This is a genomic window from Dactylosporangium thailandense (assembly GCF_059739745.1).
This window is the reverse complement of sequence record NZ_AP029195.1, coordinates 4,728,551-4,744,832: the sequence shown is the minus strand read 5'-3', so window position 1 is coordinate 4,744,832 and position 16,282 is coordinate 4,728,551. Positions and strand designations below refer to the sequence as shown.

Genomic DNA, 16,282 nt, shown 5'->3' with positions numbered 1-16,282 from the left:
GCGTGACCGGCGTCGACCTGACACTGCCGCGCGGTGAGATGCTCGTACTGCTCGGGCCCAGTGGATGCGGCAAGACGACCTTGTTGCGCGTGCTGGCCGGCCTGCTCGAGCCGGACGCCGGGAGCGTCCTGCTGGACGGCCGCGACCTCACAGGCGTACCGACCCACAAACGCAACATCTCCATGGTGTTTCAGACCTGGGCGCTGTTTCCGACCATGTCGGTCCGCGACAACGTCGGATTCGGGTTGCGCATGCGGCGGGTGCCGCGCGCGGAGCGGCAGCAGCGGGTCGGTGACGTCCTCGAACTGGTCGGCCTCGCCGAACTTGCGGGCCGCAAGCCCAAGCAGCTTTCCGGCGGCCAGCAGCAGCGGGTCGCGCTGGCCCGGGCTATCGTCACCAGGCCCACCGTCATGCTCATGGACGAGCCGCTGAGCAGCCTGGACCATCGCATCCGGGTCCGACTGCGCGGGCAGCTCAAGCGACTGCAGCTTGAGCTCGGCCTCACCGGTGTGTACGTCACACACGACCACACCGAGGCGCTCGCGCTCGGCGACCGGATCGCGGTGATGGACTCCGGGCGGGTGGTCGAGACCGGCACTCCGGTCGACGTGTTCAGCCGGCCTCGTCGCCGGTACACCGCCGAGTTCCTGGGGCTTGCCAACGTCATCCCGGTAGCGCCGGACGGACGCCACCTGCGTACCGGGTTCGGCGACGTAATCGAGATGGACACTCGGGCCGCCACCGGGGCGCCGGTGGTCGCGGTCGCGGTACGGCCGGACGCGATCCGAATGGTGGAAGCCGACCTTGGTGCAGGCGCCGACGCCGGCGTGCACCGCGGTGTCGTCTCCGCCATCGAGTACCAGCCCGGCGGCGTGATGCACGACGTGCGACTGCCGGACGGTACGACCGTCCAGGTGGTGGTCGCGCCCGGCGACGGGGTGGCCGTCGGCAGACCGGTCGACCTCGCCTTCGAGTGGAAGAGGGCCGTCCCCCTCATCGACTGAGTCGCCCCGTCAGCGCCGTCGAAGCGTGGTGCTTGCACGATCCGGGTGCTGCTGGGGCTGCTGCGCGCCGACGCCGGCCGGGCTGCAGCTGCTCGGCGGCGACCCGTGGCGGGACGTCGTCACGCTGCACCGCCGGCTGGCGTACGTGCCGGGCGATGTGACGTTGTGGCCGGGCATGACCGGCGGTGAGGCGATCGACCTGCGGTACATCGCGAGCATCTGCAGGCAACGCAACCGTTCCCGCAGCGGATACGTCTTGGCCAGCGCGGCGAGTTCACCCAATACCTCACTGTGTCGGCCGAGCCGCAGGGCTACGTCAAGCCGGTCCTCGGCGCGCGGTTCGCAGGCGATGCGAGATCACTAGCGTGGTACGCCCGGCGCGTAGCTGGCGTAATTCTCGGTGCAGTCGATACTCAGCTTCGGCGTCCAGACCACTGCTCGGCTCATCGAGTACCAGCAAATCACAGCGATCGCGGAGGATTTCACCGCCGGGAGGCCTCGTGAGCATGACCATCACCCGGAGGGGACTGTGTTGGGGTGTGGCCTGCTGAGGTTCGGGTGAATCGGCGGGCGAGATGCGCGAAGGCCTCGGTGAGTTCGTCGGGGCCGACGACGTCGATGTCGGCGTCGTAGCGGGCGATCGCGGCGGCGAGGCTGGGCCAGGACCAGGAGCCGAGTGTGAGCCGGCAGCGGTCGGGGGTGATCTGCTCGACGAGGCCGTCGCGGGTGTAGAGGGCCACGGCGGCAGCCGGCAGGTCGAGGAGCACCGTGCCCTGGCACGGCCAGGTTCCCGAAGCGTCCTCGGAACCACGGAAGACGCCGGTGACGTACGCGGCAACGTCTCCGCCGGGCAGCGCACGGTGAGTGAAGCGCGGCCCGTTGGGGGTGCGCAGGCTCATCCGGTCGACGCGGAAGGTCCGCCAGCCGTCACGGTCGAGGTCCCACGCGACGAGGTACCACCGCCCGTCCCAGGTGATCACGTGGTGTGGTTCGGTGCGGCGCGGCGGCTTCGTGCTGTCGGAGCCGTAGTCGAAGCGCAGGATCTCGCGGGCGCGAACGGCGGCGCTGATGGTCAGGAGCACGTCGGCGTCGACCGGTTCGGCCGGCCGTGTGGTGGGCCGCTCGACGGCGGTGACGTCGAGTGCGGTGATGCGGTGACGTAGCCGGGAGGGCATCACCTGGCGGATGGTGTTCAGCGCCCGTTCGGCGGCCTCGGCGAGGCCGCTGCCGGGGGTGGTCGCGGCGATCTGCAGAGCGACAGTGAGAGCGACCGCCTGATCGTCGTCGAACAACAGTGGGGGCAGTTCGGTGCCCGCACTGAGCCGGTAACCGCCCACCGGGCCTTTGACCGCGGCGATGGGATAGCCGAGCTCGCGCAGCCGGTCGACGTCGCGGCGCACGGTGCGCAGGCTGATGTTCAGGCGGTCGGCCAGCACGGTGCCGGACCAGTCCCGGCGGGTCTGCAGCAACGACAGCAGGGCCAGCAGTCGCGCGGACGTTTTCGGCATGATCCTGATTCTGCCCGCAGTAGGTGCCACAACCTGTCACCTACTGCTGCGAATCTTGAACTCGAGCCGGTCAAGCACGTGCTTCGGTGACGCCGAGAGCCGCTCATCCCCTTCATATACGGAGACAACACATGTTCGATGTTCTGGGCGATCTCAACTGGCTCGGGGTCCTGGTCGGGTTCATCGCCCTGTCCCTGCTCGGCGGCCTCTGGTTCGTAGCCCTGTTCCCCAAGGCGTACAACCGCTCCCTCGGCCGCGACGCGAGCGCGAAAGCGCCGTCGACCCCGCTGTTTTTCGCCGGGCCGCCGCTCGCCGGCCTGATCATCACGCTCACCAGCGCGATCCTGTTCGCCGCGCTGAACATCGACAGCTATGGCGACGCGCTGCTGTTCGGCCTCATCGTCGGCGTCGGCTACCTCACCGCCAACACCGTCACCATCGCCATCAACCCCAACTTCCCGCGACCGCTGCTCTACGCGGCGATCTCCGGCAGCTACAACCTCGTCGGCAGCCTGATCGTCAGCGCCGTCCTGCTGGCCGTCTGAGACCGCACCGGCGGCGGTCGGATCCACCGATGCGGCCGTCCACCTTCCCCCTGCTCTGGTTCCCTCACATGAGATTCAACCAGCCCATCGCGGGCGCGATCGCGCCCACGTACGACCACCAAGGAGTCCCGCATGGCCATCATCACCACCACGCACCTGAACTTCCGCGGCGACGCCCGGGCAGCGCTGGAGTTCTACCAGTCGGTGTTCGGCGGCCACCTGACCGTCGTCGCCTACGGGGACTTCGGCATGCCCAAGGAACTGCCCGACGCCGACAAGGTGGTCTTCGGTCAGGTGACCGCCGACAACGGGTTCAGCATCATGGCCTACGACGTGCCCAGCCAGGCCCCCGCCGCCGTCCCGGCCGCGGCCACCACCCGCGAGCACGGCATGACCCTGACCGGCGAGCGGTTCTTCGTCTCCGTGCGCGGCGAGACCGCCGAAGAGGTCAGCGCGCTGTGGGACAAACTCGCCGACGGCGCCGAGATCATCGAGAAGTTCGGCCCCTCGCAGTGGGCGCCGGGCTTCGGGATGCTCACCGACCGCTTCGGCGTCACCTGGATCCTCGACGTCGCCGTTGCCTACGCCGGCTGACCCACCACACCCGTCCGGTCCGGGGCTGCCGAGCCAGGCCGCCCCGGACCGCCCCCGTCCCGCGAAGGAACAGCACATGCGTATGCGCCCCCTCGGCCGCACCGGCATCCAGGTCAGCCCCTATTGCCTGGGCACCATGATGTTCGCCCCGTTCGGCAACCCCGACCCCGACGACTGCGCCAGGATCATCCACCGGGCCCTCGACGCGGGCATCAACTTCATCGACACCGCCGACGTGTACGGCGGCGACGGCGAGACCGAACGCATCGTCGGCAAAGCGCTGAAAGGCCGCCGCGACGACGTCGTGCTCGCCACCAAGTTCAACGGCGCCATGGGCACCGACCCGAACCGGCGCGGCAGCTCGCGGCGCTGGATCGTCACCGCGATCGAGAACTCCCTGCGGCGCCTCGGCGTCGACCACATCGACCTCTACCAGGTCCATCACCCCGAACCCGGCACCGACATCGAGGAGACCCTCGCCGCCCTCACCGACGTGATGCGAGCCGGCAAGGTCCGCGCGATCGGCCACTCCAGCATGCCGGCCGCCGAAATCGTCGAAGCCCAATGGACCTCCGAACGCCGCGGGCTGGCCCGGTTTCGCACCGAACAACCGACATACTCGATCCTCAATCGCGGCATCGAACGCGACGTCCTCCCGGTCTGCGAACGCTACGGGATGGGCGTGCTGACCTGGAGCCCTCTCGCGTCGGGCCTACTCACCGGCCGCTTCCGTGCCGGTGGCGAACAGCCCTCGGCCGGGCGCATGCACTGGGTGCCCAAGCATATGACCGACCCCCGCAACCACGCGGCCGTCGAACAACTCGTCCCGATCGCCGAAGACGCCGGCTTGTCGCTCACCCACCTGGCTCTGGCCTTCGTCATTAGCCACCCCGCGGTCACCTCGGCGATCATCGGCCCGCGCACCATGGCGCACCTCGACGACCTGCTCGCCGGCGCCGGCACCACCCTCGACGATGCCACCCTCGACCGGATCGACGAGGTTGTCGCGCCCGGGGTGAACCCGGGCACCCTCGACATCGCTTACACACCGCCCGCACTCGCCCAGACCGACCTGCGCCGCCGCCGCACCGGCGACCGCGCCGCCGCCTGAATGCTCGCCGCCGCCAAGGAGGGTGTTCGCAGAAACGGTCCATTCTGAGAAGAGATCCGGAGACCGGTCCGGTGCCGCCGATCCGGACCGGATTCATTCTCACAACCCGTTCTCACGCAAGAGTGTCGCTGCGAGGTTCTGAGAAATGTTTGCGCGAACGTTCCGGGCATGGTTGGTATAGAGGACCACGATCCCGAGACCCGTGACGCCGATGACGTCGAGCGGCGCCCGTGCCCGCGCTGTCAAGCGCAGCCCGGCTCGCCGTGCCGGTCGCGATCCGGCGCGGTGGCCACCTCGTACCACACCGGGCGGTTCACCAAGGTCCGCCGGCTGAGCAAGGCGCTGCGGGTACTGACCCCCGGCCGACCGCGGTCCCGGACAGCCGTGGCGGCCGGGCACCCCGCCGCCGGCGCCGCTGCCCGCCGACACCCCGGCCGCGGACATCCGGATCGGCTACGCCCGCCGCAGCACCCTGACCCAGGAGCTGCAGTCGCAACTGGACGCACTCGCCGCGCACGGCATCCCCCGCGACAAGATCTTCGCCGAGAAGACGCGCAATCCCGGGAGACGGCTCGGCGCCGGACGTGCGACGCTACGCCATCTACAGCTCTAGGGTCTGTTCAATGTCGCGCAGCTGGTGGCGGGCCATGGCGAGATTCGCACGTCGCCTGTTCAAGGCCAGATACACGAACAGGTCGCGGCCTGCACGCCTGGCCAGTGGCCGAATCAGGTGGTACTGCTCGCCCAGTGTAATGAGGATGTCTTCAATGATGCTCTGCTCGCCAAGCATTTCCTGAGCGCGGAGCGTGGTCCGGACTACGTCGGAGTTGCCGGCCGCCGCGACGGTGAGGTCGAGGTCTCTGCCTCCGCCGGCGGTGCCGAGTGCCATACCGCTGGTGCAATCGACGACGGCTGCACCGATCGCGCCTTCAATCTGCATTGCCGCTTTGAGGGCGACGTCCAGGTCGGGCATGCTGAGCCTCCAGTCGCTGTGGCGCTGTCCTGGGCAGGGCTAGTTGACCTTGCTTGCTGACGGTCGGTGGGCCAGTGTCACCTACGAGCTAAAGCCCGCCGGCGGCACCTTGGCCCTGTGTGCGACCTCTATCGGTGTGCTTGGTTAGGTTGCCGGACACGGTGGTGCTAGTCGGCTGCAAGGGTCGGATCTGTTGGTATATCAGCACGACTTGCCGCTATTCGCAACTGCTAACATTCCGAAGTACGCTAAGGGGGCCTGGCCCGTGCCTTGCGGAACGTTGCCGGGTGTGCGCGAAGCGCGAGTCGCTGGTGCTGGCTCGCCATCCGACGGTTCCAGGGCGCTGCATCGGCGGCGACGCGAGGCGCTCTACCTGCGCTCTCGTCGTGGGGCGGCTTGACGATGACTTGCTAGACTTCGTATCGGGTTGTACCGCTGCCCATGAACAAGCTGACGGAGGCCCGTTGGTCGGACCGCGTCCAAGCGCCGCGAAGGGGTGAATGTGGCAAGCCCGCCGTTGTATCAGCTGAAGGCCGAATTCTTCAAGACGCTGGCTCACCCTGCCCGCATCAGGGTGCTGGAATTGCTCAGTGAACGGGAACATGCAGTATCGGAGATGCTGCCCGAAGTCGGAATCGAGCCAGCGCACCTGTCGCAGCAACTGGCCGTGTTGCGTCGGGCCAACCTCGTCGTGTCTCGCAAGGAAGGCTCGACGGTTTTCTATGCCTTAACCAGCCCTGACGTGGCTGAGCTGCTCGCTGTGGCTCGGAAGATCCTGACAGGCGTTTTGTCTGGCCAGGCTGGACTGCTGGCAGATCTCCGCGCATCGGCCTCACTGCCTTCGACGAGGTAGTGGCGGTACGGAGCGCCCGGTATGCCCTGTGGCGATCAAGGTGACGCAGGTCATCGTATCAGCCCCGGGGGCCTGTGTCGTCCGTATCGAGTGGACCGAGAACTCGACCGCACGGTTATTTCGGCGCGTCGCGGCGACACAGCATCGCGCGTGAATCGATTGTCGGTGAGATTGGCCATCCTCCGGCGGCTATGACTTCGCGTTGCGGCAGGAGGCGTGTCGATGCCACGCCCCTACGAGACATGGCTTCCTGTCCGCGGGTCTGATGCCTGCTCCGTCGCCGCGGCGGGCTGCCGCCGAAACGGCTGCGACCTTATCGGCGCGCGGGTATCTGCCAACGGCTCGGCGTCAAGGTCCGATTGCGCCCGATCCGTTGCGCCGGTTGAGGTGCAGGGCGTTGCCCGCCGGTGCCTGGTGAAGCTGGTAAGGGCTTCACCGGCGTGGCCACCGAGGCAGAACGGCACTCCGACCGCTAGCACGGCCTTCCACGAGATCAGCGGCGTCATCACGCGCATCAGTGACTTCCAAGGCTCGATCGCATCGGCGGTCGAGCAGTAGTCCGCCGCAGCTGGCGAGATGCATCGCGGCGACGGGGAAGCTGCCCTGGCGTCGGGGCTGTCGGCGAGGGTGTCGACGCGCTGGCCGCGGCCGCCAGCCGTTGAGAGCCACTGCGATTGGACTGTGAGCCGGCCCAGACGCCGGGAGAGCTTCAGGTTCTGATCTGCCCATGCCGTGGTCGCTTCGAGGAGATGCCGATGGCGGCGGTCCTAGTGCACCACAAAGCAGGCAGTTAACGAATGTACAATATTAGCAACTGCTAAAGTCGTTGCTCGCGAAGCGGAGGGCGGGGTGGGCGATGCTGGCGCGTGCGTTCTCGGTAGCTATGGTGCGGACAGCGGAGTCGGCGGTGTCGTTGCGAGATAGAGGGCCAGTTCCGTCAATGCACAGCAGGCCCGGTGCTGCCGAACCGTTCATGGTTGAACCGTCGGTGCTGCGCCTGGCGCCGGCCGGCCACGGCGGGCTGCCGGTTCAGGTGCAGGCGGGCGGGTTCGACTGGTGAGCGCTGAGACGCTCCGGATGGCCACTGCGCGGTTGACCGGTCTACTGCCGAAGCGGTCGGATTGGGAAGCGGTGCGACGTAGCCCGCGCGCCGATCTCGTTGCTGGGCTGACAGTGGCTGTGGTGGCGCTGCCTTTGGCGTTGGCTTTCGGTGTCACGTCTGGGCTCGGTGCGCAGGCCGGGCTGGTCACTGCCGTGGTGGCTGGTGCGGTCGCCGCGGTGTTCGGGGGGTCGAACCTCCAAGTGTCCGGGCCGACCGGTGCGATGACCGTGGTGCTGGTGCCGGTGATTCAGCAGTTCGGCGCGGCTGGTGTGTTGATGGTTGGCGTGATGGCGGGTTTGGTGCTGCTCGGGTTGGCGGTGGCGCGCCTCGGTCGGTACGTGCGATATCTGCCCACGCCGGTGATCGAAGGCTTCACTGCGGGGATCGCGATTGTGATTGCCCTGCAGCAGGTGCCGGCGGCCTTGGGTGTCGCCGACGTGCATGGCGAGAAGGTATGGGCGGTCGCCGGTGACGCGCTGGCACGGTTCATCCACCACCCTCATGCTGCTTCCGTCGCGGTTGCCGTTGGTGTTGCGGCGGTGATGTTGCTCGGCGCGCGGTGGCGTCCCGGGGTGCCGTTCTCGCTGCTGGCGGTTGCGGCGGCAACCGCGCTGGCTGAGTGGGCACCGATTCGGCTGACGCGAATCGGTACCCTCCCGGCCGGATTGCCGGCGCCATCGTTGAAGTTTCTCGATCCCGCAGCTGTCGGGACGCTGTTGCCGTCCGCGTTGGCTGTCGCGGCCTTGGCCGCGCTGGAGAGCCTGCTGTCGGCGACAGTGGCTGACGGGATGAGCGTTGGTGAACGGCATGACCCAGACCGGGAACTCTTCGGCCAGGGATTGGCGAATCTGGCTGCCCCGGTGTTCGGCGGTATCCCGGCGACCGCCGCGATCGCCCGGACGGCGGTCAACGTCCGTGCCGGGGCGCGGTCGAAGCTGGCGTCACTCACCCACGCGGTGGCGCTCGCCGCGATCGTCTTGGCCGCAGCGCCGCTGGTGTCCCGGATTCCGCTTGCCGCCCTGGCCGGTGTGTTGCTGGCTACGACCGTGCGGATGGTCGAGGCCAGCGCACTGATCGCCTTGGCCCGATCGACGCGCGGCGACGCTGTGGTGCTCGCCCTCACCTTGGTAGTGACGGTCGTCTTTGACCTGGTCACGGCCGTCTTGGTGGGCATCGGTGTGTCGGTTGTGCTCGCGCTGCGGGCGGTGGCACGTACTGCCCGGCTGGAGCAGGTTCCTTTGGAAGCTGGTGATCACAGCGCCGAAGAGCATCAACTGCTGGTGGAGCATATCGTCGCGTACCGCCTCGACGGTCCGCTTTTCTTCGCAGCCGCCCACCACTTCCTGATCGAACTGTCCGAGGTCGCCGACGTCCGTGTGGTGATCCTGCGGATGTCGCGGGTGTCCACGATTGACGCGACCGGCGCCCGCGTTCTGGGTGACGCCATTACCCGTCTGCAGCGGCGCGGGACCACCGTGCTGCTGTCAGGTATCGTGGCCGGCCACGACCAGGTACTTGCGACGCTGGGCGTCGCCGAGCAACTGCGACGTGAAGGGTTGATCTTCCCGGATACGCCGTCCGCGATCAAATACGCCCGCACGCACCTCATCGGGCTGGCCTCCACTCGATGAGGGCCGCGCCCGTGCCGGGGATGCTGCTGGTCGCGCTGCTGACCCTGCACGCGCTGCCGCTGGCGTGGCGTCGGCTTGCGCCGGGCCCCGCGCGCACCGTGGCACGCGGGTCGCACCTGGCCCGGTAGAGCACCGCAGTGTGCCCAACGCGCCCGCACGTGTCCCCGAGACGGCCCATCCTGAGCCGGCCCGCTCCTCAGCCCGACATAGCGCTGCGCAACCTCGGCGTTGGCGTAGCCGTGTCGCCACCGACGCTGCGGAGCTGGTCAGGGGCGATCCCGCCGACGGTCAGCTGCTCGGCCAGGGCTGCGGCAGACTGAACGCTTCGCGAGTCAGATGATGGTGGCCGACACGGCCGGGCTATGGACGTGGGCGTGGGCGTTGAAGGTTACCCGGAAATTGGCCGACGTGGAGGGGTGCCAGGCCGGGTGGCCGAGCGCCTTCGTCCCTGTTGAGGACGATGACCTGGCACGAGGTGACGAGCGCGTCTGCCGTGATCTGTGATGCGTCGTTGAGCATCTGCACGAGCGGCGCGCCAGGTCCGGAAGCGTTGATGTACGCGAGAAAGCGCTCCGCTGTCGGGCTGCCACCGCACGGGAGGTCGGGCGGATCCGGCCAGCCGACGCATCCGCAACCGGCACGCCGGTCGTCGGCGACGAGCCCGGGGCGGCCGGCGCGCTGCTACCGGCCCGCTCCGTCCGGAGGGGTCCGGACGGAGCTGCCGCGGGACTTCGCCGCCGAGCTCGGGGCGCGGTTGCAGACGCTGGAGCGCACGCCGCTGGTGTAGGCGAACTTCCCGCCCGCGTTGGTGCACCGCCCGCTCGGCCGGCGGTAGTCCCGGTGTGCCCCAGTATGGTTCACGAGGGTGGGTCGGCGGAGGTGTATGCGGGCAGCGGGAGCGGCTCGTCGCGCAGGTATGCGCGCAGCAGCGCGACGTACTCGTCTGGTTGACCGCTTTCGAGGTTGTGTCCGGTGTGTGGTAGGTACACCAGCGTCGCCTGCTGGAAGGTGCGCCGGTACTCATATGTCTGCGCCCACGGCACGAAGTCGCATTCGCCGCGCATGATGAGGGCCGGCACCTCCAGCTGTCGCAACGCCGGCCGGGGGTCCGGCACGTGCGCGAAGTCCTCGACGGTCAGCTGATTGACGTAGTACCCCTGGTGGTTGTCGTGGACCTTCGCCGGTGGCCCCCCTGGGCAGTTGGCGGCGTCCTTGCCCAGCACCGCGACGGTGTGCAGCAGCGCGTCGGCCTCATCGTCGCCGACGAGGGCGTGCGCCGCGTTCGGGTTGACGGTCTGCAGGATCGACGCGGCGATGACACGCGGTGAGCTGAACAGGTCGTCGCGGCGCTTGCGCTGTTCTGCGGTGAGCCGGGCCCACGGGTCGCCGCCCCCGCCGTCCGGGTAGGCGCCCGGCCAGATGGGCCCGGGGGAGGTGAAGACGGCCCGCGCGACGTGCTGAGGGTGCGCTGCGAGGTATTGCGCGGCGAGCGAGCCGCCCCACGACTGTCCGATCAGTATGAGCCTGTCGGCGCTGAGCGTCACGCGGATCGCGTCGAGGTCGGCGACCTGCCGGGCAACGGTGTATCCGGTCACGTCGTCGAGCCGGGTGGAGCGGCCGGCGCCGAGCTGGTCGTAGGCGTACACCTCGAAGCCGTCGGCCGCGAGCGTTGTGCCGGCCGCGGGCATGCCTTCGCCAGGGGTGCCGGGGCCGCCGTGCAGGAAGATCACCGGCGCGGGCCGGGGCGCACCCGTGGCGGCGGCGTGGACGTAGGCGATGCGAGACCCGGTCGGCAGGTTCCAGAACCGCACGCCGGCAGGCGGCGCCGGGGCAGCGGGGTGCGGGCCGGGCCGGAACACGGTCACCGTGGCGAGCCCGCCGACGGCGACGGCCACGCCGGCCGCGAACAGGGTCGCCGCACGCCGCTGTCGCCGGCGTCCGAGGAGCGCGAACGCTGGCCGGGCCAGCAGGTAGGCGACGGCGGACAGGGCGACAAGCCCGGCCGCGCATAGCAGCGGGATCCAGGCGGTAGCGGCGGCGGTGGCGAAGAAGCCGGCGGCGCCCGCGGTCGCGGCGGCGACGACGGCCACGGACAGCAGCACGCCGCCGGCGCAACGGCGAAGCAAGGTACGGACCATGAAGATCATGTTGAGCGGCCGGCCGGGCGTTCTCGTCGTGCCCGCGGATGGGATGCCCGGGGCTGGCACCCCCTCTTTCGGCGGGGGCCGGCCCCCGCCGAAAGCCGGCCCGTACGCTCGATGCATGGGTCAGTGGGCGCCGGCGTGGCGCGACCTGCGAGCGCCGGCGGCGGTAGCTCTGGCGCAGGTGCTGTGGTGGCCGCTGGGGCCGTGGTGGTTCGGCGTCGCCCTGGACGCGCGCCCGCTCGCCGGGGTCTGTGCGGTCGCCGTGGTCGCGTTCGGTGCGCTGCTGTACCGGCACCGCGCGCCCGAGCTCGCGCTGCTGTGTGCCGTGCTCGCCACGGCGCTGAGCGAGGGCCTCGCCACGGTCGCGGTCGCCGGCCCGGTCGCGGTGGTGCTGACGTCGTACGGGCTCGTGGTGCACCGTACCGCGGTGGTCTCGGCGGTCGGCGTCGCGGCCGCGGTGCTCGGGCTGGCCGTGGCGGCGGCCTTGCACGGTGCCTCGCTGCGGGCGACCGCCGGTGCCGCGCTGTTGCTCGGCGCCGTGGGCGGCGCGGTGTGGGCGGTCGGACGGCTGGGGCGGCGGATCCGCGTCGACCGGGACGCGACGGCGGCCTTCCGGTCGGCTTCGGACGCACTCGGGCCGTTCGCGGCGGCGTTGGAACGCCGTCGACTCGCCGCCGAACTGCACGACGTGGCCGCGCACCGCCTGACCGCGATCGTCGTGTCTGCCGGTGCGGCGCTGCGTCTCGCAGACCCGGCGCTGCGGAAGGAGGCGGTCGAGCACGCGGTGCACGCCGGGCGGCAGGCCGTCGAGGACCTGGACCGCCTGGTCGTGCTAACGGAGCCGGACCACGAGGCCGGCATCGCGGCAATCGACGCGCTGGTGGCCCGACACCCGTCGGTCCGGTACGAGCACACCGCGGCGGCCCTGCCGCCGGACGTCGCGGGCCTGGCGTACCGAATCGTCCGCGAGGCGCTGACCAACATCATGCGGTATGCCGAGGGCGCCGCGACGACGGTCCGGATCGCGGCCAGCGAGGGCTGGGTGAGCGTCGACGTGCTCGACGGCGGCGGCGCCTCGGCCGCCGGTGACCTCGGCGCCGGGCGAGGCCTCGCCGGGCTGCGCGCCCGCGTCGAGGCGGTCGGCGGGCGCCTGGAGGCTGGACCGGCCGGACCGGGCTGGCGGGTCCATGCGCGGCTGCCGACCCGCTCGGACCCGGCACCGGGCGCCCCGGCGTTACACGTGGCCGGCGGGGTGATCCGGGACCGTGCGCTGGTCGTCCTCGCGCTCGGCCTGTCGATGGGTGCGGTGTTGTTGCCGAGCAGGGACGACCCGGATCCGCTGGCCGCGCCCGTGCCGGGGATGCTGCTGGTCGCGCTGCTGACCCTGCACGCGCTGCCGCTGGCGTGGCGTCGGCTTGCGCCCGGCCCCGCGCTGAGCGCGGCGCTGGCGATCCTGCTCGCCTGGCTGGGGTGTACCGCGGCGGGGTGGACCCGGCGGGACCCGGCCGAGACGTTCCTGTGGTGCTGGTGGGTCGAGCTCGCGCTGGTGTACGCAGTGGCTGCCTATCGGCCCGCGAACCGCTACGCGCTCGGTGCGCCGCTGGCGGTGGCCGCCGTCGGCGGCGTAGCGCTGGGCGCCGGTCCGGACATCACGGGGAACCGCATCGCGGCCGCGGCCGTGCTGGCGGTCATCCTCGGGGCTCCGTTGATGGTCACGTGGCTGGTGGGGAGGTTTGTGGCGGCGCGTCGGTCGCGGCAAGCCGCAGCCGAGCAGCGCGAACGGGACGCTCTGCTGCGCCGGGCGGAGAGCGCCGCGCGGCATGAGCGGTTCCGCATCGGGGATGGGCTGCGCCGCAGCGCACGTGGGCACGCGCTGTCGGCGGTCGCCGCGGCCGAGGCCGGTCGGCTGGACGAGGTCGCCGAAGAGGCCCGCGCCGGCCTGCATGCGCTCCGGAAGCTTCTTCAAGGGCTGCCGGAGGACTCGCCTGATCCACCACCGGCGGTGGCCGCTCTGGCCGACCTGGCGGCGCGGCGCCGGTCCTCGCTGCGCTACCTTGGCGCGCCCCGCCCACTGCCGGCGCCGCTGGAGGTGGTCGCGCACCGTGCCGGCGAGGCGCTCATCATTGACGGTGCGACGGTCGTCGTGACGTACGCCAACAACGGCCTCGGCATGGAGGTTCGCCGCCGTCCGCCCCCGGGCCGTGACCTGATGCGGCCGCTGCGGCACCTGGTGGACGCCGCCGGCGGTTCCGTGACGCTCGACACCGACCGCACGACGGTCCGCGTCTGGTTGCCGGAGGCGCTGCGATGATCCGCGTGATCGTTGCCGACGACCAGGCGGTGGTGCGGGCCGGCATCGCCGCGATCCTCGACGCCGAGCCCGACATGACCGTCGTCGGGCAGGCCGCCGACGGCGAGGCTGCTGCCGCGATCGCCGCGTCCACCGCCCCCGACGTGGCCATCCTCGACGTGCGGATGCCCGGCACCGACGGTCTCGCGGCCGCCGAGCTGATCGGCCGACGACAGCCGGCGACCAGGATCGTCATGCTGACGACGTTCGGGCTGGATGAGTACGTGTTCGCGGCCCTGCGCGCCGGTGCCGCCGGGTTCCTGCTCAAGGATGCGGAGGCGGCTACGGTCGTGGAAGCGGTCCGGGTCGTCGCCGCGGGCGAGGCCATCCTCGACCCCGGTGTCACGCGTCGGCTCATCGACCGCTTCGCGACCGGCCCCGGCCCGGCCGACGCCGAGCGCCTGCGCGGGCTGACCGCACGCGAGACGCAGGTGCTGCATCAGGTGGCCCGCGGGCTCTCGAACGCCGAAATCGCGGCGGCGCTCGGGATCAGCACGTCGACGGTCAAGGACCACGTTGCCGTCATCCTCAGCAAGCTCGGCGTGCGCGACCGGGTTCAGGCCACCATCGCAGCCTACGAGGCCGGGCTGATCCGTCCCGGGATCCGGTAGCGGACCGGGGGAGAGGAGGGTCGCCTGGCGCGCGGCGGCAGCCTGGGCCAAGCGCTTGCTTGGCGCAGGCTGCCGCCGCGCGGGCCAGCACCAGGCCGCCCAGACCGGCTCCGGCGATCGTGACCGGTGAGGAACATGGCCTGTGCAGCGACCGCCAACCCGACGGCGAACGGTGGCGGCTTCGGGTTCAGGATCAAGGCCATCAGGCGGACCCGCATCAGCGACCGCCCATCCACCTCAGAGCAAGGTGGCACTTCAGCTTATCGCTGCGGCCGACACGGCGGTCACGCCTCGTCGATTGGAATCTTGACCAGTACAGCTGTGCCGTGGCTGGCCGGGCTCAAGACTTCCATGTGGCCGCCGAGGGCCTCGATGCGGTCCTGCAGACCGATCAGTCCGGACCCCTTGCCGAGGCTGGCTCCGCCGATCCCGTCATCGTGTATCGAGAGCCGGAACACCGCATGCTCCGCCTCGGCGTTGACCTGGACTACGGTCGCCCGGGCGTGCGTGGCGGCGTTGGCGAGCGCTTCGGACACGATGTGGTACGCGGCCACCTCGGCATGTTCGGGCAGCGGCCGGCCGATCTTCAGGTTCAGTTCCACCGGAATCGCGCTGCGGCGGGCGAGAGACCTGATCGAGGCGCCGAGGCCGCCCTTGCCCGTGATCGCCGGATGGATCCCCTGCGTGACGGCCTGCAGGCTCGTGAACACGCAGTTCAGGCCCTGCGCAATATGTGCCAGCTGTTCTTTGTACCTGTTCAGCTCGGGCGGCATCGACGCCTCGGTCATGCTCGTTTCGAGCCCGAGCGAGACGACACGCTGCAGTACGCAGTCGTGCAGCTCTCGTTCGAACTGTCGTCGAGCGTTGTCAGCGGCGGTGACGATGCGGGCGCGAGAGGCGGCGAGCTGCGCGCGACTCTCGATGTTGGCGACCGCGGTCGCGATGAGGTCGCTGAAGTCGGCCAGGCGTGCTTCGGTGTCGGGCGGCATGGCGTCGGCCGTGAACGACACCGCGGCGAGCACTCCCCAGAGACGGCCTTGCACCATGACGGGAACGCCGACCGCTGAGCGTATGCCGAGCCCGCGCGCGGCCGCCGCGGCCGGGCCCGCGGCACCGTCGTAGCTGCTGATCCGGGCCGGACGCCGGGTGCGCAGTACCGTCCCGACGACGTTGTCGCCTTCGAGCGGGATGGACCTCGGGCCGTGCAGCTCGTCGAACCCCGCGAGTCGGGTGGCGGTGCGGTTCGGCTCGTAGCGCATCAGCGCCGTGCGGACTCGGCCGAGGGTCCGGCAGAGCTCTTCCGCCGTCGCGTCGAACACATCGGTGAGTGAGGCCCCACGGACGACCAGCGTGGCCACGCGCCGCCACGCCACGTGTTCTTCTTGTTCCTTCGTGAGCATCGTGGACTCTTTGCGGCTCGCCCGGGCCAGGTCGGCAAGCCGGTTCATCGCCAGCGCAGCCGCGATGAAGACCACGACGGTCGGCAGATCCCGGCGCGCGGTGAACTCGAACGTCCAGAAGGGCGGGACGTGAAAATAGTTGAGGGCAAGGGCGCTGGTCACCGCCGTCGAGACGCTGAGCCAGCGCTTCCACACCATCGAGACGGCCAGGATGCCGAAGAGATAGACCAGGCTCGAGGCGACCGTCTGCGTGTCTCCCCTGAGAGGAAACAGCACGAGGGTCTCCGCCGCGATGAACGTAAGGGCGACGACGAGCCCGAGCCAGGGCGGTGGCGGCTTGGGCCTCAGTAGCAACGGAACCAGGTTTACGAACACCGGCGACCGTCTTTCACCTCGCCGTCAACACGATCGCTGGCCGTGCTGACGCACCTTCCTGCAAGGTGCATCCTACCGCGC

At 70.2% G+C, this 16,282-nt stretch carries 13 protein-coding genes and 3 pseudogenes; 12 read left to right on the top strand and 4 right to left on the bottom strand.

Annotated elements, in window-relative coordinates; translation table 11 throughout:
- Positions 1 to 17: 17 nt before the first annotated feature.
- The 3 genes and pseudogenes from AC6JBM_RS20510 to AC6JBM_RS20500 all read left to right on the top strand — a co-directional run.
- Positions 18 to 419, top strand: a pseudogene (locus tag AC6JBM_RS20510) (ABC transporter ATP-binding protein); the annotation flags it as partial.
- On the top strand, positions 411 to 1,004 hold the full coding sequence (locus AC6JBM_RS20505; RefSeq protein WP_497986500.1) for a TOBE domain-containing protein: 594 nt from the start codon (positions 411 to 413) through the stop codon (positions 1,002 to 1,004). The pseudogene AC6JBM_RS20510 and the gene AC6JBM_RS20505, both read left to right, overlap by 9 nt.
- A gap of 36 nt (positions 1,005 to 1,040) precedes the next feature.
- Positions 1,041 to 1,206, top strand: a pseudogene (locus AC6JBM_RS20500) (ABC transporter); the annotation flags it as partial.
- A gap of 280 nt (positions 1,207 to 1,486) precedes the next feature.
- Here AC6JBM_RS20500 and AC6JBM_RS20495 read toward each other — a convergent pair.
- Complete coding sequence (locus tag AC6JBM_RS20495) at positions 1,487 to 2,512, bottom strand: helix-turn-helix transcriptional regulator (protein ID WP_497985183.1); 1,026 nt, start codon at positions 2,510 to 2,512, stop codon at positions 1,487 to 1,489.
- Between the two features lie 131 nt (positions 2,513 to 2,643).
- On the opposite strand from AC6JBM_RS20495, the gene AC6JBM_RS20490 reads away from it, so the two are divergent.
- The 4 genes and pseudogenes from AC6JBM_RS20490 to AC6JBM_RS20475 form a co-directional block, all read left to right on the top strand.
- Complete coding sequence (locus tag AC6JBM_RS20490; RefSeq protein ID WP_497985182.1) at positions 2,644 to 3,057, top strand: DUF1761 domain-containing protein; 414 nt, start codon at positions 2,644 to 2,646, stop codon at positions 3,055 to 3,057.
- 132 nt (positions 3,058 to 3,189) lie between these two features.
- Positions 3,190 to 3,651 (top strand): VOC family protein, encoded by a 462-nt coding sequence (locus tag AC6JBM_RS20485; protein WP_350623514.1) that lies wholly within the window; start codon positions 3,190 to 3,192, stop codon positions 3,649 to 3,651.
- Between the two features lie 76 nt (positions 3,652 to 3,727).
- Positions 3,728 to 4,762: an aldo/keto reductase gene (locus AC6JBM_RS20480; RefSeq protein ID WP_497985181.1), complete on the top strand. Its 1,035-nt coding sequence runs from the start codon at positions 3,728 to 3,730 to the stop codon at positions 4,760 to 4,762.
- Between the two features lie 168 nt (positions 4,763 to 4,930).
- A pseudogene (locus AC6JBM_RS20475) lies at positions 4,931 to 5,053 on the top strand (zinc finger domain-containing protein); the annotation flags it as partial.
- A 310-nt stretch (positions 5,054 to 5,363) separates the two neighbouring features.
- Here AC6JBM_RS20475 and AC6JBM_RS20470 read toward each other — a convergent pair.
- Positions 5,364 to 5,735 carry a hypothetical protein gene (locus AC6JBM_RS20470; RefSeq protein ID WP_350625832.1) on the bottom strand — a complete coding sequence of 124 codons (372 nt, stop codon included), beginning with the start codon at positions 5,733 to 5,735 and terminating at the stop codon, positions 5,364 to 5,366.
- 502 nt (positions 5,736 to 6,237) lie between these two features.
- Here AC6JBM_RS20470 and AC6JBM_RS20465 point away from each other — a divergent pair.
- The 3 genes from AC6JBM_RS20465 to AC6JBM_RS20455 all read left to right on the top strand — a co-directional run bounded on the left by AC6JBM_RS20465 (position 6,238) and on the right by AC6JBM_RS20455 (position 9,449).
- A complete protein-coding gene (locus AC6JBM_RS20465) occupies positions 6,238 to 6,588 on the top strand; it encodes an ArsR/SmtB family transcription factor (protein ID WP_350625830.1) in 351 nt (116 codons plus the stop codon).
- Between the two features lie 1,077 nt (positions 6,589 to 7,665).
- Positions 7,666 to 9,321 carry a SulP family inorganic anion transporter gene (locus tag AC6JBM_RS20460; RefSeq protein ID WP_497986499.1) on the top strand — a complete coding sequence of 552 codons (1,656 nt, stop codon included), beginning with the start codon at positions 7,666 to 7,668 and terminating at the stop codon, positions 9,319 to 9,321.
- Positions 9,318 to 9,449 (top strand): hypothetical protein, encoded by a 132-nt coding sequence (locus AC6JBM_RS20455; protein ID WP_497985180.1) that lies wholly within the window; start codon positions 9,318 to 9,320, stop codon positions 9,447 to 9,449. Before AC6JBM_RS20460 ends, AC6JBM_RS20455 begins: the two co-directional genes overlap by 4 nt.
- Positions 9,450 to 10,178: 729 nt before the next feature.
- On the opposite strand, the gene AC6JBM_RS20450 is transcribed toward AC6JBM_RS20455, so the two are convergent.
- Positions 10,179 to 11,459 carry an alpha/beta fold hydrolase gene (locus tag AC6JBM_RS20450; protein WP_497985179.1) on the bottom strand — a complete coding sequence of 427 codons (1,281 nt, stop codon included), beginning with the start codon at positions 11,457 to 11,459 and terminating at the stop codon, positions 10,179 to 10,181.
- 124 nt (positions 11,460 to 11,583) lie between these two features.
- On the opposite strand from AC6JBM_RS20450, the gene AC6JBM_RS20445 reads away from it, so the two are divergent.
- Both AC6JBM_RS20445 and AC6JBM_RS20440 read left to right on the top strand, forming a co-directional pair.
- Positions 11,584 to 13,776 carry a sensor histidine kinase gene (locus AC6JBM_RS20445; RefSeq protein WP_497985178.1) on the top strand — a complete coding sequence of 731 codons (2,193 nt, stop codon included), beginning with the start codon at positions 11,584 to 11,586 and terminating at the stop codon, positions 13,774 to 13,776.
- Positions 13,773 to 14,426: a response regulator gene (locus AC6JBM_RS20440; protein ID WP_497985177.1), complete on the top strand. Its 654-nt coding sequence runs from the start codon at positions 13,773 to 13,775 to the stop codon at positions 14,424 to 14,426. Before AC6JBM_RS20445 ends, AC6JBM_RS20440 begins: the two co-directional genes overlap by 4 nt.
- 284 nt (positions 14,427 to 14,710) lie before the next feature.
- Here AC6JBM_RS20440 and AC6JBM_RS20435 read toward each other — a convergent pair whose 3' ends face one another.
- Positions 14,711 to 16,201: a sensor histidine kinase gene (locus AC6JBM_RS20435; RefSeq protein WP_497985176.1), complete on the bottom strand. Its 1,491-nt coding sequence runs from the start codon at positions 16,199 to 16,201 to the stop codon at positions 14,711 to 14,713.
- Between the last annotated feature and the right edge of the window lie 81 nt (positions 16,202 to 16,282).